We start from the raw sequence: 22,652 nt of genomic DNA, 5'->3' as shown, positions 1-22,652 counted from the left end.
GCGTGTGTGTTTTTGGGTGTGTTTTGGGGCCCTCACCGTGTTGGTGGGGCCCCAAAATGTTTTTATGTGTGGTTGCGGTGGTTTCCTACTCTCCCACACCCTACCAGGTGCAGTACCATCGGCGTTCACGGGCTTAGCTTCCAGGTTCGGTATGGAATACTGGGCGTTTCCCCGTGGCTATGACCACCGCAAAAATATCAGCCAACACGAACAGCCCCCCTTTGTTTACAGGCCGCATGGCCTGCGCGGGCTTGTCCCACACGCTTCAGTGGTAACAACCACGATCACGCGTGTGTGGGTTGGTGGTGGTTTGCATAGTAGTTACGAGCAAACAGGATTCCTGTTTGTCATTGTTGTAATGGTTGTTTTTAGTTGTTGACTATTAGTACCAGTAAGCTAAACACGTTACCATGCTTACACCCCTGGCCTATCAACCCAATCATCTATTGGGAGTCTCTCCCCCACAAGAGGGGGTTGGAAACCTTGTCTTGAAGCAGGCTTCCCGCTTAGATGCTTTCAGCGGTTATCCTTCCCAAGCGTAGCTAACCAGCCATGCACCTGGCGGTACAACTGGCACACCAGAGGCTTGTCCGTCCCGGTCCTCTCGTACTAGGGACAGGCCTTCTCAAGTTTCCTACGCGCGCAGCGGATAGGGACCGAACTGTCTCACGACGTTCTAAACCCAGCTCGCGTACCGCTTTAATGGGCGAACAGCCCAACCCTTGGGACCGACTCCAGCCCCAGGATGCGACGAGCCGACATCGAGGTGCCAAACCATGCCGTCGATATGGACTCTTGGGCAAGATCAGCCTGTTATCCCCGGGGTACCTTTTATCCGTTGAGCGACCGCGTTTCCACAAACCACGGCCGGATCACTAGTTCCTGCTTTCGCACCTGCTCCACCCGTCAGTGTCACAGTCAAGCCTTCTTCTACACTTACACTCAACACCTGATTACCAACCAGGCTGAGAAGACCTTTGAGCGCCTCCGTTACCATTTAGGAGGCAACCGCCCCAGTTAAACTACCCACCAGGCACTGTCCCCAATCCGGATCACGGACCAAGGTTAGATAACCGTTTATATCAGAGTGGTATTTCAACAACGACTCCACCACCACTAGCGTGAAGGTTTCACAGTCTCCCACCTATCCTACACAAACACAACCGGCTACCAATACCAAGCTATAGTAAAGGTCCCGGGGTCTTTCCGTCCTGCTGCGCGAAACGAGCATCTTTACTCGTAATGCAATTTCACCGAGTTCATGGTCGAGACAGCGAAGAAGTCGTTACGCCATTCGTGCAGGTCGGAACTTACCCGACAAGGAATTTCGCTACCTTAGGATGGTTATAGTTACCACCGCCGTTTACTGGGGCTTAACTTCAAACCTTCACCCCACAAAAGAGGGGTTGAGCCTTCCGCTTAACCTTCCAGCACCGGGCAGGCGTCAGTGCGTATACATCGCCTTGCAGCTTCGCACACACCTATGTTTTTAGTAAACAGTCGCTTCTTCCAAATCACTGCGACCACACCCAAACAAAAAATACCAGAAACAGTAATGTCCGGGCCTGGTCCCCCTTATCCCGAAGTTACGGGGGCATTTTGCCGAGTTCCTTAACCATGATTCACTCGCACGCCTTAGTATACTCTACCTAACTACCTGAGTCGGTTTAGGGTACGGGCGGTCCTTTCTCTAACGTCGAGGCTTTTCTAGACAGCACAGGCACACCAATAACCACCACAAAACGTGGCAGTCCCATCAGCCCTCACCCTCATCATTTAAGACAGCACACCGGATTTACCTAGCATGCAGGCCACAACCTTAGACTGGCACAACCACCGGCCAGCATCAGCTACCCTACTGCGTCACCCCTGTTAACACGCTTGCCTACCCAAGAAGGGACCCCAAGACCACTAAGAGGCAAAACCCGAAGGAATCACCCCCATCACGGCGTTGGTTAGCACAACTTTGTCAGCACTGGACAAGAAAAAACCGGTACCAGAATATCAACTGGTCATCCATCGACTACGCCTGTCGGCCTCGCCTTAGGACCCGACTAACCCAGGGCGGATAAACCTTGCCCTGGAACCCTTAGTCAATCGGCGCGTGGGATTCTCACCCACCACTCGCTACTCATGCCTGCATTCTCACTCCCAACCAGTCCACAAACCCTCACAGGCCTGCTTCACCCCAGTCAGGACGCTCCCCTACCCAAAAAACAAAAACATTTTCTGCCACGGTTTCGGCGGTGTGCTTAAGCCCCGCTACATTGTCGGCGCGGAATCACTTGACCAGTGAGCTATTACGCACTCTTTCAAGGATGGCTGCTTCTAAGCCAACCTCCTGGTTGTCTATGCAACTCCACATCCTTTCCCACTCAGCACACCCTTAGGGGCCTTAACCGATGATCTGGGCTGTTTCCCTCTCGACTACGAAGCTTATCCCCCGCAGTCTCACTGCCTTGCAATTATCAATGGCATTCGGAGTTTAGCTGACGTCAGTAACCAAAACGGCCCATCAACCAACCAGTAGCTCTACCACCACAACAACACACGCAAGACGCTGCACCTAAATGCATTTCGGGGAGAACCAGCTATCACGGAGTTTGATTAGCCTTTCACCCCTACCCACAACTCATCCCCCCAGTTTTCAACCTAGGTGGGTACGGCCCTCCACGACCCTTTACAATCGCTTCAACCTGGCCATGGGTAGATCACCCCGCTTCGGGTCTAGAACACGCGACTGGGCGCCATTTTAAGACTCGCTTTCGCTACGACTACCCCACAAAGGGTTAACCTCGCCACGCATCACTAACTCGCAGGCTCATTTTTCAATAGGCACGCCATCACCACAACCCAAAAAAGGGCCGACCGGCTCTGACGGCTTAAAAGCGCTTGGTTTCAGGCACTATTTCACTCCCCTCCCGGGGTACTTTTCACCATTCCCTCACGGTACTACTACACTATCGGTCACCTAGAAGTATTCAGGCTTACCCAGTGGTCTGGGCAGATTCACAGCAGATTCCACGAGCCCGCTGCTACTTGGGAACACACTCAAGCAGAGTTGCATGAACCACCTACACGACTATCACGCCCTACGGTCAACCATCCCAGACTGTTCAGCTCCACACAACCATTTATAACTACCCCCACCCCCGGCAGAGAATGGAAAAACACGCCCCAACAACCCCACATGCGCAACAGCTGCCGCCTTGACACGCACACAGTTTAGCCATCATCCGCTTTCGCTCGCCACTACTCACAGAATATCTCTTCCTGCAGGTACTAAGATGTTTCACTTCCCCACGTTCCCCCCACCACCCTATACATTCAAGCAGTGGTAACAGGCCACAAAACCTGTCAGGTTACCCCATTCGGAAACCCCCGGATCAACGCTCGCTCGCCAACTCCCCAGGGAATATCGCAGGCCACAACGTCCTTCATCAGCTCTAGGCACCAAGGCATCCACCAAACGCCCACAAAAACTAAAAAACCCAACAAAACAAACAAAAAAGATGCTCGCAACCACTATACAAATCACCAACAACCCAACCACAACCACCAAACCACCACACACAAACCATCAACAAACAACAACTTGTGAAAACCAGTAGCAGCTAGTGGAAGAGCCAGACCAACAGTGTTAGCCATAAACCCGACAGCATGCCCCCAAACCAAACCAACACGAACCAGTGAAATTCGATTCAGAGTAAATTCTGTAATGCCCAAAACAATATTTTGTTCTTGTAAAAACAATCCAAAAAACTAAGGAACAAACCCACAGCAGGCCACAACCACAACTGGTTGCAACAAACCCACCACGAATCCTACTTAAAAAAGATAATCCTTAGAAAGGAGGTGATCCAGCCGCACCTTCCGGTACGGCTACCTTGTTACGACTTCGTCCCAATCGCCAATCCCACCTTCGACCACTCCCCCCACTTTCGTGGTTAGGCCACGGGCTTCGGGTGTTACCAACTTTCGTGACGTGACGGGCGGTGTGTACAAGACCCGAGAACGTATTCACCGCAGCGTTGCTGATCTGCGATTACTAGCGACTCCACCTTCACGCAGTCGAGTTGCAGACTACGATCCGAACTGAGAACAGCTTTAAGGGATTAGCTCCACCTCACAGTATCGCAACCCTCTGTACCATCCATTGTAGCATGCGTGAAGCCCAAGACATAAGGGGCATGATGATTTGACGTCATCCCCACCTTCCTCCGAGTTAACCCCGGCAGTCTCTCGAGAGTCCCCAACCAAATGCTGGCAACACGAGACAAGGGTTGCGCTCGTTGCGGGACTTAACCCAACATCTCACGACACGAGCTGACGACAACCATGCACCACCTGCACACCAGCCAAAAAAGCCAGCATATCTCTACACTGTACCGGCGCATGTCAAGCCTTGGTAAGGTTCTTCGCGTTGCATCGAATTAATCCGCATGCTCCGCCGCTTGTGCGGGTCCCCGTCAATTCCTTTGAGTTTTAGCCTTGCGGCCGTACTCCCCAGGCGGGACACTTAATGCGTTAGCTACGGCGCAGAAACCACACGGCCCCCACACCTAGTGCCCAACGTTTACAGCATGGACTACCAGGGTATCTAATCCTGTTCGCTCCCCACGCTTTCGCTCCTCAGTGTCAGTAACGGCCCAGAGACCCGCCTTCGCCACCGGTGTTCCTCCTGATATCTGCGCATTCCACCGCTACACCAGGAATTCCAGTCTCCCCTACCGCACTCAAGCCTGCCCGTACCCACCGCAAGCCCATGGTTAAGCCACAGGATTTCACGACAGACGCGACAAACCACCTACAAGCCCTTTACGCCCAATAAATCCGGACAACGCTAGTACCCTACGTATTACCGCGGCTGCTGGCACGTAGTTAGCCGGTACTTCTTTACCAGTTCAAATCAACCACACCCAAAGCATGGCCTTTCAACCCAGCGAAAGAGGTTCACAACCCGAAGGCCTCCATCCCTCACGCGGCGTCGCTGCATCAGGCTTGCGCCCATTGTGCAAAATCCCCCACTGCTGCCTCCCGTAGGAGTCTGGGCCGTATCTCAGTCCCAGTGTGACCGCCCACCCTCTCAGGCCGGCTACCCGTCACCGCCTTGGTAGGCCATCACCCCACCAACAAGCTGATAGGCCGCGAGCCCATCCCCCACCAGACCAAACCATTTCCCACCAAAGCCATGCGACCAAAGCGGAATATCCTGTATTAGCCACACTTTCATGCGGTTATCCAAAAGAAGGGGGCAGGTTACTCACGTGTTACTCACCCGTTCGCCACTCTCACCAAAAACAAAAAGCCCTTGGATCCCGTTCGACTTGCATGTGTTAAGCACGCCGCCAGCGTTCGTCCTGAGCCAGGATCAAACTCTCCAAACAAAAACAAAACAAAGAGAAAACCAGAACCAACCAAAAAAGCCAGCCCCAGCGACCCCAACCAAAAAACAAAAACAAAACAAAAAAGGACAAAACAAAAAACACACTATCGAGTTCACAAACAACACCCACACAATCGCTTTTCTCACCATTTGGTCTCAGTCACGAGCCCAAACATTTCGTGAAAACCGCGAAAGGCGTTGAAAAAGGTTCCGTTTCAACTACTTGCTTCGTTGCGGAACTGAGAGTCTACTCTAGTAGGTTTCGAACCCCTTGTCAACTGACTTTTTGTGATCCGCACTACTTCGCAGTTCCTCCGATTGAATCACTGCGATCAGAACCGGAACCAAATTAGTCACGCCACTACGGCGGAATCAAATTCCGAGCGCGTGACTTGGCGCACTTTCAGCGATTTAGAAAGTATTCCATAGTAATGGGGGATTCCCATTTGGGAATCCCCCATTACAGCGAGCCACCTGCACAGAAGCTAGCGGCCTCCTCGCGAATCTTAAATACGTTCCATGATTAGTTCGCGAACGCGCTTCGCATCGGCTTGACCTCGCGTCGCTTTCATAACCGGACCCATCAAAGCCCCGATAGCGGCCATCTTGCCACCGCGGATCTTCTCCACGACATCAGGGTTATCCGCCATCGCAGCCTCGACAGCCGCAATCAGAGGACCATCATCAGACACCACGGCCAGGCCGCGAGCATCCACAACCTCCACCGGGTCGCCCTCGCCAGCCAGGACGCCCTCAAGCACCTGGCGGGCAAGCTTGTCATTAATCTTGCCCTCATCAACCAACACTTGAAGCTCGGCCACTTGAGCCGGGGTCACCGTGAGTTCCTCGAGCTCAACGTCCGCCTCGCGCGCAACACGAGACAGCTCACCCATCCACCACTTACGAGCCGCAGCAGACGAGGCTCCAGCCGAAACCGTGTTCTCAATCAAATCCATAGCGCCGGCGTTCACCACATCGCGCATTTCCAGCTCAGAGAAGCCCCACTCATCGCGCAACCGGCGACGACGCACAGCCGGGAGCTCCGGAAGCTCCGCGCGCAAACGTTCAACCCACTCCGGGCTCGCCACAATCGGCCCCAAATCCGGATCCGGGAAGTAACGGTAATCCTCCGCATCCGACTTGCTACGACCAGCCGACGTCGTGCCATCCTCCGCATGGAAGTGACGCGTCTGTTGCACTACCTCGCCGCCATCAGCAAGCACCTGCGCCTGGCGCGAAATCTCGTAACGCACAGCCTTCTCAATACCACGGAACGTATTCACGTTCTTTGTCTCCGTGCGCGTCCCCAGAGGCGATTCCGGCGTCTCGCGAAGCGACACATTCACATCCGCACGCAGATTACCGCGCTCCATGCGAGCCTCAGAAACCCCAAGCGCCCTCGCAATATCACGCAAAGCCTGCACATACTTCGACGCAATCTCTGGAGCGCGATCTCCCGCCCCCTCGATAGGCTTCGTCACAATCTCAATCAAAGGCACCGAAGAACGGTTAAAGTCCACCAGCGAATACGCCGCGCCCTGAATGCGACCATCCTCCGAACCAATGTGAGTGTTCTTACCAGCGTCCTCCTCAACGTGAGCGCGCTCAATCTCAACCCGGAACGTATCGCCGTCATCCAGCTCAACATCCACCCAGCCGTTATGCGCAACCGCAACCGCAGCCTGCGAAATCTGGTAAGCCTTCGCCAAATCCGGGTAGAAGTAGTGCTTACGAGCGAACCGGCTAACCTCCGAAATCTCACAGTTCAAAGCAAGACCTAGACGGATAGCCCACTCGATCGCCGTCTTATTAATCGTCGGCAAAGCACCCGGCAAACCAATCGAAGCCGGCGCGATATTCGTGTTCGGATCGCCACCAAACTCATTCGGCGACTGGTCAAACATCTTCGTCTTCGTACCCAGCTCGACGTGAACCTCAAGACCCAAAACCGGGTCAAACTTCTCCACAGCCTCGCTGTACTTCATCAACTTATCCATGACCTAACGATCCTCTCCCTCGCGCGCAGCCCCATCCACGCCCTCAATCATCGGGTTCTTATGCGCCACATCCTCCTGCGCCTCAACCACAGCAGCCACGCGGTACATCACATCATCACCACGCACCGGGCCAGTCACCTGGAAACCAACCGGAAGACCATGGGCAACACCAGACGGTACCGACATCGCCGGCATACCGCCCAAGTTCGCAGGCGTAGTCGTAATATCACTCAAATACATGAGCGTCGGATCATCCATCTTCTCGCCAAACTTAAATGCCGTAGTAGGCGAAGTTGGCGACACGATCACATCTACAGACTCGAATGCCTCGACCAGCTCCTCCTGCAGGAGCGTACGCACGCGCATCGCCTGTACGAAGTACTTATCGAAGAAACCCTTCGACAGCATACGCGTACCAAAAATGATGCGACGCTTAACCTCAGAGCCAAAACCCTCACCACGGCTAGCCGCAATCAAGCGTTCCGATGTAACCGGAGGCTCCGGTTCCACACGCAAGCCAAACCGCACGCCATCAAACTTAGCGAGGTTCGACGACGCCTCCGCCGGCATAATCACGTAATACGCATCCAGAGCGATACCAAGGAGGGGAAGATCAAGCTCTACAACCTCTGCGCCCTTGTCTTTCAAGAACTCAAGCGTGGACTCAAAGCTCGCCACCACGTCATCTTCATACGCATCGCCAGTCAGCTGCTTAACCACGCCGAGCTTCACGCCTTCCAACGGGCGCTCCCCCGCGTTCGCAGGTGCCAACGCGGCCTCCTCCATCGATGGCCACGCATAATCCAACGACACCGCATCACGATCATCAAAACCGTCAATAACATCCTGCAACGCTGCGGCATCTGCCACCGTACGCGCCACCGGGCCCGCCTGATCGAGTGAAGACCCAAGAGCAATAATGCCTTGACGCGACACCGCACCATACGTCGGCTTCACGCCAACCGTGCCCGTCATAGCCGCAGGCTGACGGATCGAGCCGCCCGTATCCGAACCAATCGCAAGCGGCACCATAAACGCCGCCACCGCAGCTGCCGAGCCGCCGCCAGAACCACCTGGAATGCGCTCCAAATCCCACGGATTGTGCGTTGGGCCGAAAGCTGAATGCTCGGTCGAACTACCCATCGCGAACTCATCCATATTCGTTTTACCCACGATAGGGAGCTTCGCAGCCTTAATCTTCTCGACAATCGTCGCATCATACGGAGGAACCCAGCCCTCCAAAATCCTCGACGCAGCCGTTGTCGGCACGCCCCGAGTCACAACATTATCCTTCAGAGCAATCGGCACACCCGCCAGCGGATGCAGCTGCTCGCCAGCCGCACGAGCCTCATCCACCTCACGAGCGGTCTTAAGCGCACCCTCCTCGTCAACAAACAGGAAAGCGTTTACCACCGGATCGACCTCAGCAATACGATCCAGCATTGCGCGGGTCACCTCAACTGACGAAACCTCGCCGTCACGTAACATCTGCGCAAGCTCAAGCGCCGAGCGGAAAACCAAATCAGACTTCGCCATAATTACTCCTCACCCAAAATCTGCGGAACCTGGAACATGCCATCCTCAGCCGCAGGCGCCTGCGCCAAAACCTCTTCACGATCCAGCGTCTGACCAACCTCGTCATCACGCCACACGTTAACCAAAGGAATCGGATTAACCGTCTCCGCCACACCCTGCGTCTCCCACGCTGCGAGGCGCTCCAAACGCTCCTCCAACGCACCAAGATCACGAGCGAACTGGGTCGTCTCTTCATCGGTCAGGACAATATGAGCCACTTTTGCAATACGGGCGACTTCTTCCCTAGAAATATTCGACATGCCCCCAGTATAAAACCCCGAAAAACACCGGAGCGAAACATGTCCAAAAAAATCCCCAAACAAGGCGAAAATAGCGCTTTTTCAGGCAAAACACGGGGCGGGCTTGAAGGTGGCGGTGGGGATGTGCAACGATTCAGACCCAAAGTGGCAGATTAGGCGGCGCTTTCATACACTTCCCCTCACGGATGCGAGTCTGCAGACTACTCCTTACGGTATTCAGACCCGAAGTGGCCAAACCAGCACCACTTTTAGGCAGTTACCCTCACGGACGGGGTTCTCGAGGCAACCTCGCGCAGTATTCAGACACGAAATGGCAGATTAGGCGGTCCTTTCAGGCAGTTACCCTCACGGACGCGAATTTGGGTTCCCATTGCGGTGCAAATCCTTTTCTCCAAAGACCAGCTCCGCCCACGGGACACTTTGGGTCGGGCACCTGGACGGGCCGCAAACGCGAAGCGACAGTTCAGGTCGGGGACACAATAGGGCGGTAAACGCGGACTACAAGCGATGGCAATTTGGGTCGGGCACCTGGATTGGGGGGCACTTATCGCGGTGGGCCGCGTCATCTTCGACCCTGCACTAAAGTGAGGGCATGAGGAAACGCGGGAAGAACCTACTCAATCCGAACCAAGCGCTACGAGCCGCCAAAATCGCCGGCATCACCACCGTCAGCGCACAGATCGCGGCCGTCATCACGCTCACAGCCGTCGATGAAGTCCGCAAACGACGTGCCCCCGGAGGCGGTGGCTTCCCCGCCCTCCCCCCGCTGGACACAAACCTGGGAGACAACACCATCCGCACATACACGGAAGGCAGCTCCCTATACTCCGACATGCTTGAAGCAATCGAAAACGCCACCGACTACATCTACTTCGAAACCTTCATCTGGAAATCAGATAAAGTCGGCCAACGTTTCAAACAAGCACTCATCCGCGCTGCACACCGCGGCGTCCAAGTGTTTTGCGCCTTCGACGGCTTCGGCAACCTCGTTGTCAACCCCGCCTTCAAACGCTTCCCCAAACACCCCAACCTGCACGTCATCATCCTGCCCGCAATTCGCACCGGCGTAATCACCCTAAACCCCCGTAAAACCGGACGAGACCACCGAAAAATCCTCGTCACCGACGGCAAAATCGGCTTTGTTGGCGGCTACAACATCGGCACACTCTACAAAGCAGAATGGCGAGACACGCACGTGCGCATCCAAGGACCAGCCGTGTGGGAACTCGAAATGGGTTTCGTAGACTACTGGAACGCAAGACGCTGGAACCACATGCCCAAACTCCCCGACCAAGGAGCACGCGCATGGAACGCCTCCATCTACGCCGCCCTAAACCAGCCGAACAAAATGCTCTTCCCGATCCGCGGCCTCTACATCGACGCCCTCGAACGCGCCAACGACCATGCGCTCATCACATCCGCATACTTCATCCCCGACCGGGAAATCCTCGCCTCCCTAGTCGATGCGGCAAAACGCGGAGTCAAAGTTAAAGTCCTCGTCCCCAAACGCTCAAACCACGTAGTTGCAGACTGGATATCGCGCGCATACTACGACGACCTCATCAGCGCCGGCATCGAAATCTGGCAATACCAACACGCCATGATCCACGCCAAAACCGCAACCGTTGACGGACGCTGGTCAACCGTGGGCACCGCGAACATTGACCGACTGTCCATGTTCGGAAACTATGAAATCAACGTCCAGACCTGGTCCGAAGAACACGCCGCACAAATGGAAGCGATCTTTGAAAATGACCTCACCACCTCATCCAAACTGCGTGAGGAGGAATGGCATGCCCGGTCCGTCCTAAAACGAGGTGTCGAACAACTCCTCAAGCCCCTTGGCGTCCTCATGTAACCGCGCCAAAGCTCCCAAAAGAGGGGCCAAATCAAACTAACGAGGCGCGGCACACCAAACACGTTGGAGGGCTCAACCACTTGGTTGAGCCCTCCAACGAAAACTAAACGACTAGCTAGCGCGACGTACACGAGCGCGACGACGTTTTAGCGTGCGACGCTCATCCTCACTCATGCCACCCCAAACACCGGCGTCCTGGTTATTCTCCAACGCCCACTGCAAGCACACCTGTTGCACGTCGCAAGTAGCGCAAACCTGCTTTGCCTCTGCCGCCTGCGCAATTGCGGGACCAGTGTTACCAATCGGGAAGAATAGCTCCGGGTCAACACTCAGACACGCCGCGCGACTACGCCAATCCATCGATACTCCTAAAGAGCGACAACGCAGGCTAAACCCGCGCACACAAAAACATTCTTATGACGCTCTTTAGTCTCACCTACTGGGCAAGGTTACACAAGGGTTATAGAAACGTTTCACACTAAAGAAGCGTGTGCGAATAGTCACGTTAGTGCGCAAACGCTCCAATTCTGTACCACACCTCACAACAACCGGCCCAACACGTCTCATCTGTCACCACGCCAAGCTTCACAAACAGTGGAAACGACACCGAACGCAAAACGTGTCGCGGAAGGCTACCCACCACCGAGACCTCTCCCCTAGCGGGCCTATACCCACCAGAAACCAGGGCAACCTCATCCACCTCCACAACCTCGCAACCATTCTTCGCCGCATCAAGGAGGACCTGGCTTCTCAGATCAGGAGGAAGCTCACCCACTATCCACACTCGTTGCTCTACCCCGTCAACGACAGCAGAGATTCGCGGGACTTCAGCGGCTAAAGCTGCTTCCTGTACCCGGGTTAAGATGCCGCTTGTCGGGTCAATCGAGGGCGTCACGTGACGCGAAGCGGCACCTGCGGAATCAACAATACTTACCGCAGCGCCCTCAAACTCGTCCCACGGGTGTGCAATTAAGCCCCTTGCTCCAGCCTTTGGAAGCCCCATACCACGGGCCTGCTGCGCAGTCACGTTCACCAGGGTTCGCCGCCACGTCCTCACCAGTGAATAATCATCAGCGTTAACCCCCGCAACGACGCCCGCCGCGCGCCCAAGCCACGCACGCAACCACTCCTGGCCTTGGGAAAAACCCGAGCCGTCAATGGCGCGAAGAAGCGAACCTAAGTCCTCAACCACCACAGGCACGCGCGCTCGGGCAGCAAAATCTATCTGATGCAGAGCTTCAAAAACCCGCTCCTGGCTAGCCGGGATATAGAGCGCTCCGCACGCGCCTGCGACATTTTCCAAAAGGTCCCCTGTATCCGTTACAACCGCAACATTAGAGCCCTCTAACCGCAACGGCCTATATGCCCTGCCCGCAACGTCATCCAACCAACCAAAAACCGCTGTGACTTCCGTCCCCGTCAAACCCGCCTCGCGCGCCAAATCTGCACTGAAAACTGGAGAAACCAGCTCAGGCAGTTTCGGCCGCCAAAGCGCGGGGATAGTGCCCTCGCCCGCAGCTCGCTGAAACGAATCCAGACACGATTCCAAATCTGGGAAGTAAGCCCACTGCACCTGCCTCATTTCCCCGGCGTCGATCACCGCGCGGCCGGGCACCCGCGGCAGTTCGCATGCCGCACCGCTTGCCACCATCTCAAGAGAATCAGCCACGCCAGCCGTGCGCAAACACACGCGAAGAGTCAGATTTGCACGCATTGACGGCGTAACAACACCGCTAGGGCTTTGCGTTGCGGCAATCAGGTGGATTCCCAGGGAGCGTCCGCGTGCCGCCAAATCAATCAGGCTCTCCAACGTGTCCGGGTGGGTCCTAATCATCGCGCGGAACTCGTCTATTACACACACAATGCGCGCCGGGCAATCATGCGGGCTATGTTTCTCCCACTGGTCCACGCTCATGAATTGACGCGCCGCGAGGGCCTCCTCCCTCTCCCGTAATTCGGCACTTAGACCAGCAATCGCCCGCTCTGTGTCATCGGGAGATAGGTCGGTTAAGAGCTGTTCGGCGTGAGGTAGCTGCGCGAGATCGCGAAATGCCGCCCCGCCCTTGTAGTCGATCAACACCAGCCGCAACTTCGACGGGTCTTTCTTGCGACACATTTGCAATATCCACGTGCGAAGTGCCTCTGATTTTCCCGAGCCTGTTGTGCCAGCTACGAGGGCATGGGGGCCGTCCTTCACCAAATCCAAAAACTCAATGCCAACCTCGCTCACGCCTATGGGAACTGACAGGTCTGGTCCAGATTCAGGCTTCGGTAAATCCTTGACGAGAACGCGAGAGGGCATCGCCGCCTCGGATGCGCCCACAACTTTTGGCAGCGCGGCGTGCAAGGGGAATCCCGGTGGACACTCGACGCGATGATCAGCCGCGTCTTCCGAAGCGTTCAAGACCGTGAGTAATGCGGCTCCTCCCTCGTCCCTTAGCACTTGCGGCGAATCCTCCAGGATGTGCGCATCGATGCCGCCTTCTCGCGCGTACACGAGTGCCTGAGCCAGCACCCACGAGGACCAGTTTTGGGTTTGCGACAAAGCAACTGATTCTCCTGCGCCAACTGCGACCTTGGCGCCTGGCGAAAACTTAACCCTACCGAGCGCGCACCCAAACCATTTCAACAGCGCAAGACCATACTGCGTCCAAGACGGCGCCACAGAAAACTCTATTTCGAACTCCTGTAGCCCACTCGAATAGCTCTTCTCAGTAGGAGGGCGTCCTGCCCCGCCCCGCCCTCGCGCAGGCATTGACAGACCATACAAAATACCCCAGCGACAGCCCGGCTTGCGTCGACTTCGTAACGCCAACAAAGAGTAGCTGATTGCGAATGCTATCAACGCAAAAACAGTGAGTGCTCCCACCCATCCCAACAACCGTCCCGCTAGCCAGACCAACGACAATAGGGGTAGGAGGAGCAAAAGCCCACGCTTGTTCACGGGCCGGGAGGCACCCCATTCGAGTGCTTTTTGTAAGTTCATTGTCGAGGGGCGTGAACGGACCTGCCAGAGGTTACCTCCCACACAAAACACTCTGCCCGAAACTACCGTTGCCGATGCCAAAACCGATGATGAACCATGCGGCCTCCTCGCCAGTGAACGAAGCAGAATCCACGACCGCGCAAATCCTGGCAAAAGCGCCACTTTCTTTCCGACCGCGAAACCGTTTGCGGAACCAAGATCGTACAGCGCCAACTCAAACTCGCCACGACGGTAAACCCCCTCTACTCGCAAATGCCTGCGCGAAGTAAGCGGATCGGTTACCTGTACGTCCCCACCGCGGCCCAGGATCATCGGCTTATCCCCCACAGCGAAGCCCACACCAGCGTCAGGACCGGCAATACAAAGCACATGAAGCGGGGTCGAAAGCAGATCATTCATAGCCTCCACTAAAGCCGTCATCAACAACGACGAGCCGAAATACCCCTCCTAGTTGGGGAAACAGAGCCGCGTCACCCACCTGTGGAAATGGAGCGAAATGGTTACCGGTTTTTATGTCCGTGGTTTGAGGTAAGAATTAAGGCATGATTGAAAGCACGATGGAAACGCTGAGCCGTCGCGGCAAATCAGGCGATTTTGCGAAGAAAACCCCAGAAACTACAAGTGCGGCCGGGATGCCTACCGAGCGTGCCCGCGAGCGTTGGAGCGAGCTTGTACAGATTATTGAGCAGGCGCGCGGATCGTACTACCAAGAGGACTCTCCCACGCTTGCCGACGCCGAATATGACGCGTTGTACCGCGAGCTGGAAGATCTTGAGCAGCATTTCCCGTCACTGCAAACGCAGGATTCACCCACGCAGTCAGTTGGTGGCTTCGCATCGGATGCTTTCAGTAAGGTTACCCACGAGATCCCCATGCTCTCGTTGGACGATGTGTTCTCTGTAGAGGAAGCCCACGCGTGGATTGACCGCTGCATGAATGCACTGGGCGTGCAGACCATGCCTATGACAGCGGAGGTGAAAGTTGATGGCCTCGCTGTCTCGATCCTCTACGTAAATGGCAAGTTACAACGCGCGGCAACCCGCGGCAATGGAAGTGTTGGCGAAGACGTGACCGCGAACGTCCTCACCATCAAGAATGTTCCTGAGCGCCTCAGCGGTGCGAATGTGCCTCGGCGGGTGGAAGTGCGCGGAGAGATTTTCTTCCCCACTAAAGATTTCGAGGAATATAACAGCGCACGAGCCGAGGCCGGGCGCAAACAATTTGTCAATGCTCGTAACGCCGCAGCCGGGTCCTTGCGCCAAAAAGATGCGACTGAAACTGCGAAGAGGCCACTCGCCATGGTGTGTCACGGCATTGGCGTTTTCGAGGGCGCGCCGCGCACCCCCAAGTTCCAACACGAATGGTACGAGCTTATTGCAAGCTGGGGGCTACCCACCTCTTCATATACGCGAGTGGTGCAAAGCCACGACGAGGTCGATGCTTTCATCCGCGAATACGGCGATAAACGCACCCACCTGGACTACGGCATAGATGGTGTTGTACTCAAGGTTGATTCGCGGGAGAGCCAGCAGGCGTTGGGCACAACGTCGCGGGCTCCACGCTGGGCTACAGCCTACAAATACCCGCCCCAGGAAGTGCACACGCGACTTCTCGACATTCGCACCCAAGTTGGACGGACTGGGCGGGTAACCCCCTTTGGGGTCATGGAAAAAGTGCTTGTCGATGGCTCTTACGTGTCTCGCGCTACCTTGCACAACGCCTCCGACGTTAAACGCAAGGGCGTATTAATTGGTGACCTCATTGTGCTTCGCAAAGCTGGAGACATCATCCCCGAAATCGTTGCGCCCGTTGCGGACGCTCGCGATGGAACCGAACGCGAGTTCGTCATGCCCTCGAACTGCCCTTCGTGTGGGGCAACACTGGCACCCGCGAAAGAAGGCGACATTGATCTGCGCTGCCCCAACTTCGAAAAATGTCCAGCGCAGCTAACGGAACGGATCGCATACATCGGCTCTCGCAAAGCCCTCGATATCGAAGGTCTTGGTGAAGAGGCGTCCCTTGCCCTGACCCAACCCGAGTTAGACCGTGAGGAAGTTGCGGCGGCTCTAGTATCTGGCGAGGCTGTGTTACTAGCAGATGGGACCGTGCTCCGGCTCGACACCACCCTGGTAGAAAAGCTCGGTCATGCCGACGAAATCACCGCTGCGGAAAACCTGCTACCAAGCCCGCAACAACCGGCACTAGACACCGCAGCAGACCTGTTCGATCTCAACGCCGATAGCGTGCGAAACGTGTGCGTATGGAGAAGGCGCGCATTCCCTGCCGGCGTTGCAAAAAAGGTTGGTGCCAGCGAAGGTTGGCAACAGGTCCGCTACTTCTACACTGCGGGCGTTCGTGACGTTACCAGTGGCGGGTGGAAAACCGAACCGCGTCCAACAAAAACTTTTGAAAAGATCATTAGTGAACTTGAACGGGCCAAGGACGAACCACTTTGGCGGGTTCTGGTCGCATTCTCGATCAGACACGTCGGCCCGCAAGCTGCGCAAGCTCTTGCAAACGAGTTCAACTCGATAGCGGAAATCGCGAATACGCCTCTTGCGACCCTCGCTCAAGTTGAAGGCATTGGCCCCGAGATTGCCAGCGCCATCTCCGACTGGTTCACGCTAGATGCGCACCAAGACCTTGTTAAAAAGTGGGGTGCAGCGGGTGTGCGTATGGAAGCCGAACAAACCGAAGAGCTTGCACAAACCCTCGCCGGCCTCACCATCGTTGTGTCTGGAACCGTACCCAACTACGATCGCGAGGCCGCCAAAGCCGCCATCACCGCACGAGGAGCCAAAGCTACCTCCTCAGTCTCAAAAAAGACCAGCCTTGTAGTTGCCGGCCCCGGAGCCGGATCCAAAGCAAGCAAAGCCGAAGAACTTGGCATTCCAGTTATCGATTCCAGCCTCTTCGACGCACTTCTTGAGGGCGGACTTGAGGCGGTGGACGTTTAAAGCAGCTGCGCCGCGCAGACGCGAAATGCAATGTAAAACTAGCGGCGGCTTTCTCCCCCAGAGGACGAAAGCCGCCGCTAACTGCAATAGTGCCCAGCCGCGCGAAGGCGCAATCCCTTGGCTAGCCCTTAACCGAACCAGACATCAAACCGCCAACAAAGTATTTTCCAAGCAGAATGTAAACGATCAACGTAGGAGCAGACGCAATCAAAGCACCGGCCATGGACGCCCCATAATCCGCCATTATCGAACCGTGAGCCAGGTTATTCAACGAAAGCGTAACCGGGCCCGTCTCCGTGTTTGTCAAGAACAAAGCGAATAGGAAGTCATTCCAAGCGGACGTGAATTGCCAAATCAGCACAACCACGAAGCTGGGAATCGAGATCGGAAGTACCACTGCGAAATACGTGCGAAGCATGCCCGCACCGTCCACACGCGAAGCCTCGATCAGCTCCGCCGGCACAGACTCGTAATAGTTCCTGAAAATGAGGGTGGTGATCGGAATACCGTAAACCACGTGCGCCAAAATCAGCGTAGGGATGCCGTTTGGCAGGCCGATAGTTAGCACCATCTTCATCAGTGGAATCATCACCGCCTGATACGGGATAAACATGCCAAACAGGAGGAACGTGAACACCACGTTCGCACCCGGAAAACGCCAGCGCGAAAGTACAAAACCGTTCATCGACCCCAAAATCGCCGAAATAATCGACGAGGGGATCACAAGCAGGAACGTACGGCCGATCGGAGCTGCTAACGCATCCCACGCGCGCTGCCAGTTCTGCACATCCCACACCTCGGGCAAATACCAAGTGCGTGAAGGATCAGCCTCCGCAGCCCCCTTGAACGAGGTAACAAAGAGGACGTAAACCGGAATCAGCACCATCGCGAGGAAGAAAATCAAAAGCGCGTAGCGAATCGCTGTAGTTATCGGACTGCCCTTCTTCACCACGTTCGGATTCGCGGCCGGCAAAGCGTTCTTAATCTGAGTGGTCATGTCACTTCCTCTTCTTCGCGTCGTGGATCAAGTACGGCACGACCAAGATAGCGACTATCACCAGAAGGATCGTTCCGACCGCCGCAGCATTGGAGTAATCACCCGAAGTCATGTAGTTGTACATATCGATCGCGGGGACCTTAGTGGAGTACGTGAGCTGATCCGTAACGGCCATGATGAGGTCAAACGATTTAAGCGCCATATGGCCGATAATGATCACTGCCGAAAGGGCCACGGCCGACAGTTGCGGGAAGATGATGTGCTTGTAAAGTTGCCACTCGCTGGCACCGTCGACGCGGGCCGCCTCACGCAGGTCATCGCTGATCCCCCTGAAGCCAGCCAAGAAGAGAGCCATCACGTAACCTGACAGCTGCCAAATTGCGGGGATCGCAACTGCTAGCACGCCAAACGTGATGTTAGAAGTCCATGAGTTTTCGAGGAAACCCAGTCCGAGCATCTGGAACAGGCGATTCAGCCCCTTAGCTTGATCGCCCATGCCCGGGTTCAGTAGCCACTTCCATACAACACCCGAAGCAATAAATGAAACCGCCATCGGGAAAAGGAAGATAGAGCGAAAAATACCTTCACCCTTAATGGGGCGCTCAAGTAGCCAAGCCCAGAGGAACCCCAGAATGAGGGTACCGAGCAGGAACGCTGCCGTGAACAGCAGAAGATTAATCAAAGAGTGCTGGAAGTCTGGATCACCAAACAGGTAGGCGTAGTTCTCAAAGCCAACAAAACTGGTTTGTCTAGCACCGTTATATTGCGCGACAGTGTGCGCGTCGCGCATCGATGTGATGGTGTTCGCGGCGATCAATCCATAAACAAAAATTCCCACCAGGATGATCGAAGGCGAAATCAGTAGTAGCGGCGGACCATACTTGCGCCACCACGACTTTGCGTTGCGTTTTTTCTTAGGGGCCATTCTTTCCTCCAATGAGCGGGTGACGGACAGACCGCCACCCGCTCACCGCTATTGCGATAATCGAGCTACTTGGACAGCGGTGCTGCCGCCTTGACAAGCTCAGCCTGGAAGCCCGCAACATCGGAAGCTCCCTGCGCGAACTTCGCGCACGCAGCGTTCATATCGTTTGATACCGCAACTGGAACTGCAGCACCATGAGCGATGGAAGAAACAATCGTGTCTTCAGCGAAAGATTTCATAGCATCCTGCTGGTACTCACCAAACTGCTTGACCTCGTCATCAGTTAGGTCTGAACGGGCCGGGATGGAGCCCTTAATCGTGTTGAACGCAATCTGGCCGGGCTTGCCGGAAATGGTCTGCAACCAAGCCTTAGCGCCGTCAACGTTCTTCGCACCTACCGGCAACGTGAACGAGTCAGCAAGGAAGTCGAAGATGCCGTCCGAACCCGGAACCGGGAATGCGACGTAGTCCTCGTTGTACTTCTTGCCCGCCGCCTCAAAGCTGGCGATAGCCCAGTCACCCATCACATTGTAGGCAGCCTCGCCGGTGATGACCGGGTTCATGGCCGGCTCCCAGTCCTCATTCAAGTAGGACTTGTCAGCTAGATCAATGATTTTCGAGTAGTGCTCAAGCGACTTCGTAACCTCAGCCGAAGCCCAATCCGTAGATCCATCGAAGAGACCGTTGTAAGCATCTGCACCAAGATCAGCCATGAGAACAGACTCGAGAAGCTCAAGCTGAGTCCAGGCCATACCAACCGTGATTGGCACCTTGCCGGCAGCCTTTACCTTCTCCATGTCCGCAATCCAGCCCTCAATGTCAGTTGCGGGCTTCGCCGGATCAAGCCCGGCCTCTTCAAGGACGGCCTTGTTTGCCCACACAACATTCGCGCGGTGAATGTTGGACGGAACCGAGTAGATCTTGCCGTCAACAGTGAGGCGATCAATGAGCGTATCAGGGAAGGCGTCGCGAAGGTTGAACTCGTCATACAGTGCCGAGACGTCCTCGATCTGCATTGCATCAATGTAGTCGGTGAGCTCAGCACCAGCATGCGCTTGGAACGTGTCCGGCGGGTTCTTTGCCGCTAGGTCAGCCGCAAGCTTCTGCTTAGCCTGCGATCCGCCGCCACCGGCAACCGCCGCGTTCTTGAACATGAAATCAGGATGCTCTTCTTCAAACACCTTAACCAGTGCGTCACGGCCGTCCTTCTCAGAACCGGCCTCCCACCAAGTAACTACCGAGACCTCGCCGCTTGCTGCGGACTCACCCGAACCAGTGTTTTCAGTCCCAGAGCCTTGCTGTGCACCGCCACCACATGCGGCAAGCATCAAGCTAACAGCCGCAAATCCAGCAAATGCTGCAATCCGCTTCATAACTTCTCCTTCGAAGTACTGCATATGAAACCATGCCCTCTAATCAAAGAGCTGATGTCAGACTACAACGCCGCTACAGGACAGAATACGCCGTTAAAGCAGTCGTTACCTTAATGCAATACAGGCTCAATAACCATTGCAATTGCGCGGATCCAATCAGTTTTCCAAGTTCGCATACAGCCTGACGATCGTGCCCGGTGCGCACTTGCGTCTATCCCAAGTGATCGTCCCCGAAAGCTCTCCGGCAACCACCGTAGACACAATCTGGGTTCCCAAACCCGACTTGGCCTTATCCGGCTCGATACCAAGCCCATCATCAGACACCGTAACCTCAAGCCGGCACCCATACCGCTCCGCCTCAACACTTACAACACCACCATAGTCGCGGTAACCGTGTTCAACAGAGTTCGTAACCAACTCCGTAAGCACCGTTGCTAAGGCCTGCGCTGCATCCGCATTGACCTTGCCGAAGTGTCCACGCACCTCGACACTCACGTGTTGATTAGTCTTTGCCAGCACAACCGCCAAGTGCAGAACCTTCTTGGCGACCTCATCAAAATCAACCCTCTCGTCAACATTTTGAGAAAGCGCCGCATGCACCGTAGCGATCGTGGTCACGCGCCGCTCTGCCTCCGAAAGAGCCGCACGCACCTCCTCACTATCGGAGCGACGCGCCTGCAACCTGATCAACGCCGAAACCGTCTGCAGATTGTTCTTCACGCGATGGTGAATTTCACGGATCGTGGCATCCTTCGTCATCAGTTCAAGCTCACGCCGCCTCATCTCTGATACGTCACGCGTGAGCAAAACCGCACCCACGCGTTCATCGCCTTTCAAAAGCGGCAACGCGCGCATCGTGACCGTGGCACGAGCAGACTCAATCTCCGCCCGCCACGCAGCCTTCCCCGTCACCACAACCGCGAGCGTTTCTTCAATGGTCTGATCCTGTTTCAAAACCTCCGTCACATCTTCAATCAGCAGACGACCAATAGGGTTCTGACGGATTCCGAGCCGGCGCAAACACGACACCGCATTTGGCGTCACCTTTTGCACCACGCCCTCCGGATCAAGCAAAAGCGCGCCATCCATCACACGCGGTTGACCGTGCGTAACCGAAACCGGTGTCGCGTCATACGGGTACTCGCCGCGCGCAATCATGTCGCATAAAATATCGGCAGCGTGAGGCATCCATGCCTCCGCTCCCCCCAAGAAACCGGGCAAAGACAGGTTGGTCTCCCGCGTAATCACCGCAATTGCACGGCCGCTACGCACCACCGGAATCGCAACTTCGCTCATCGAATACGTACCCACCCAACGCGCTCCGGGAGGAGAAGCAATCTGACAGGTATCAACGGCCTGCTCAAGAAGCGTCTGCCGCGAAGGCTGAATGTACATGTCAACTACGTCATCCATGTGAATTGTCGAAGCCGTAGCCGGACGCGCATGTGCGATCGCAAGGAAACGCCCATCATGCGTACGAACCCACATCACCAGATCAGAGCCAGCCAGATCAGAAACCACCTGCCAATCGGCAAGAATGAGGTGAAGCCAATCCAAATCCTCGTGATGCAAATTAGAACGAGCGGCGGCCTGCGCAAGATCAGTCAACGTATGCATAGTCATACTTTAAAACAATGCGGGCCACGACACAGTCACGCATCTCTGCGCGAGCTTCTCGTGCAAAACATGCTCATTCCCACGATAATGGGTACAAATCGCGTTCAAGTCTACCCTTGGAGGAACGCCATGGACTTTCATACTTCCGTTTCCTACCCCGCCGACCTCGTTGCCGTGCAGCGACTTTTCCGCAATGAGGACTTCTTTAAGGCCCGCGCTGCTGGATCTCCCGCCTCGGTGAAATCCGTGCGCGTCGAGGCACTAGTTAGCGAAATCCGAGTGACCACCACAGCACATGTAGATACGGCAGTCATTGACCTGCCTCCAGTTGCACAGCGCTTTGTTCCCTCCTCAGGGATTGAAGTCACAATCACCGAAACTTGGAATACCACCGACAACACAGGCGTTATCAAAGTGCATGCCGATAGTTTGCCAATTTCAATGTCTGCCACCTGTGCTTTCATTGAAGAAGGAGAGACTGTGAGGCGTGACGTCAATGGAAAACTAAAAGTGAACGTGCCGATCATCGGACGCAAGCTTGAGCAGAAAGCAGTAGCTGAAGTTTCTAAGATCGCTGAGCACGAGCAAGAAGTTGCCAGTCATTACTTGGCATAACGGCCGCGCGAACATCTGCACGGGAGCCGTTCTTGCAAGTTCGTGGATATCGGTAAGACCGGCAGCTAGTGCTAACCACGCTTTTACACATACGAGAAGGGAACGA

13 protein-coding genes and 3 rRNA genes are annotated in these 22,652 nt (G+C 55.4%); 3 read left to right on the top strand and 13 right to left on the bottom strand.

Annotated features, from left to right (window positions below; all coding sequences use genetic code 11):
- Positions 1 to 72: 72 nt before the first annotated feature.
- The 7 genes from rrf to gatC all read right to left on the bottom strand — a co-directional run bounded on the left by rrf (position 73) and on the right by gatC (position 9,218).
- Positions 73 to 191: ribosomal RNA gene (gene rrf / locus HMPREF9238_RS07875) — 5S ribosomal RNA — on the bottom strand.
- Positions 192 to 363: 172 nt separating this feature from the next.
- Positions 364 to 3,489 (bottom strand): 23S ribosomal RNA (locus tag HMPREF9238_RS07870).
- Positions 3,490 to 3,534: 45 nt separating this feature from the next.
- Positions 3,535 to 3,753 carry a hypothetical protein gene (locus HMPREF9238_RS09100; RefSeq protein WP_232217618.1) on the bottom strand — a complete coding sequence of 73 codons (219 nt, stop codon included), beginning with the start codon at positions 3,751 to 3,753 and terminating at the stop codon, positions 3,535 to 3,537.
- A 95-nt stretch (positions 3,754 to 3,848) separates the two neighbouring features.
- Positions 3,849 to 5,387, bottom strand: a 16S ribosomal RNA gene (locus tag HMPREF9238_RS07865).
- The 16S, 23S and 5S rRNA genes sit together here, the layout of an rRNA operon.
- Before the next feature lie 505 nt (positions 5,388 to 5,892).
- On the bottom strand, positions 5,893 to 7,383 hold the full coding sequence (gatB, locus tag HMPREF9238_RS07860) for an Asp-tRNA(Asn)/Glu-tRNA(Gln) amidotransferase subunit GatB (protein WP_016444930.1): 1,491 nt from the start codon (positions 7,381 to 7,383) through the stop codon (positions 5,893 to 5,895).
- Positions 7,384 to 7,386: 3 nt separating this feature from the next.
- The gene (gene gatA, locus HMPREF9238_RS07855; protein WP_016444929.1) at positions 7,387 to 8,919 is read right to left on the bottom strand and encodes an Asp-tRNA(Asn)/Glu-tRNA(Gln) amidotransferase subunit GatA; all 1,533 of its coding nucleotides are present in this window, start codon (positions 8,917 to 8,919) and stop codon (positions 7,387 to 7,389) included.
- A 2-nt stretch (positions 8,920 to 8,921) separates the two neighbouring features.
- Complete coding sequence (gene gatC, locus HMPREF9238_RS07850) at positions 8,922 to 9,218, bottom strand: Asp-tRNA(Asn)/Glu-tRNA(Gln) amidotransferase subunit GatC (protein ID WP_016444928.1); 297 nt, start codon at positions 9,216 to 9,218, stop codon at positions 8,922 to 8,924.
- A 592-nt stretch (positions 9,219 to 9,810) separates the two neighbouring features.
- Here gatC and HMPREF9238_RS07845 point away from each other — a divergent pair.
- Positions 9,811 to 11,076 (top strand): phospholipase D-like domain-containing protein, encoded by a 1,266-nt coding sequence (locus HMPREF9238_RS07845; protein ID WP_016444927.1) that lies wholly within the window; start codon positions 9,811 to 9,813, stop codon positions 11,074 to 11,076.
- Positions 11,077 to 11,187: 111 nt separating this feature from the next.
- Here HMPREF9238_RS07845 and HMPREF9238_RS07840 read toward each other — a convergent pair whose 3' ends face one another.
- Together HMPREF9238_RS07840 and HMPREF9238_RS08705 are read right to left on the bottom strand one after the other, a co-directional pair.
- Positions 11,188 to 11,436, bottom strand: coding sequence for a WhiB family transcriptional regulator (locus HMPREF9238_RS07840; protein ID WP_016444926.1), 249 nt, complete (start codon positions 11,434 to 11,436; stop codon positions 11,188 to 11,190).
- 145 nt (positions 11,437 to 11,581) lie between these two features.
- Positions 11,582 to 14,482, bottom strand: a complete 2,901-nt coding sequence (locus HMPREF9238_RS08705; RefSeq protein WP_016444925.1) for a type VII secretion EssC family protein — start codon at positions 14,480 to 14,482, stop codon at positions 11,582 to 11,584.
- Positions 14,483 to 14,604: 122 nt separating this feature from the next.
- On the opposite strand from HMPREF9238_RS08705, the gene ligA reads away from it, so the two are divergent.
- Complete coding sequence (gene ligA, locus HMPREF9238_RS07830) at positions 14,605 to 17,019, top strand: NAD-dependent DNA ligase LigA (RefSeq protein WP_016444924.1); 2,415 nt, start codon at positions 14,605 to 14,607, stop codon at positions 17,017 to 17,019.
- A gap of 121 nt (positions 17,020 to 17,140) precedes the next feature.
- Here ligA and HMPREF9238_RS07825 read toward each other — a convergent pair whose 3' ends face one another.
- The 4 genes from HMPREF9238_RS07825 to HMPREF9238_RS07810 all read right to left on the bottom strand — a co-directional run bounded on the left by HMPREF9238_RS07825 (position 17,141) and on the right by HMPREF9238_RS07810 (position 21,931).
- Positions 17,141 to 18,016: a carbohydrate ABC transporter permease gene (locus tag HMPREF9238_RS07825; RefSeq protein ID WP_016444923.1), complete on the bottom strand. Its 876-nt coding sequence runs from the start codon at positions 18,014 to 18,016 to the stop codon at positions 17,141 to 17,143.
- Position 18,017: 1 nt separating this feature from the next.
- Positions 18,018 to 18,941 carry a carbohydrate ABC transporter permease gene (locus HMPREF9238_RS07820; protein ID WP_016444922.1) on the bottom strand — a complete coding sequence of 308 codons (924 nt, stop codon included), beginning with the start codon at positions 18,939 to 18,941 and terminating at the stop codon, positions 18,018 to 18,020.
- Between the two features lie 65 nt (positions 18,942 to 19,006).
- Complete coding sequence (locus HMPREF9238_RS07815) at positions 19,007 to 20,314, bottom strand: ABC transporter substrate-binding protein (RefSeq protein WP_016444921.1); 1,308 nt, start codon at positions 20,312 to 20,314, stop codon at positions 19,007 to 19,009.
- Between the two features lie 156 nt (positions 20,315 to 20,470).
- On the bottom strand, positions 20,471 to 21,931 hold the full coding sequence (locus tag HMPREF9238_RS07810) for a sensor histidine kinase (RefSeq protein ID WP_016444920.1): 1,461 nt from the start codon (positions 21,929 to 21,931) through the stop codon (positions 20,471 to 20,473).
- Between the two features lie 129 nt (positions 21,932 to 22,060).
- Here HMPREF9238_RS07810 and HMPREF9238_RS07805 point away from each other — a divergent pair, with 129 nt between their 5' ends.
- Complete coding sequence (locus HMPREF9238_RS07805) at positions 22,061 to 22,546, top strand: DUF2505 domain-containing protein (RefSeq protein WP_016444919.1); 486 nt, start codon at positions 22,061 to 22,063, stop codon at positions 22,544 to 22,546.
- The last annotated feature ends 106 nt before the right edge of the window (positions 22,547 to 22,652 follow it).

This window comes from Gleimia europaea ACS-120-V-Col10b, from assembly GCF_000411155.1.
GTDB classification, from domain to species: domain Bacteria; phylum Actinomycetota; class Actinomycetes; order Actinomycetales; family Actinomycetaceae; genus Gleimia; species Gleimia europaea_B.
This window is presented reverse-complemented; position numbering and strand designations above follow the sequence as displayed.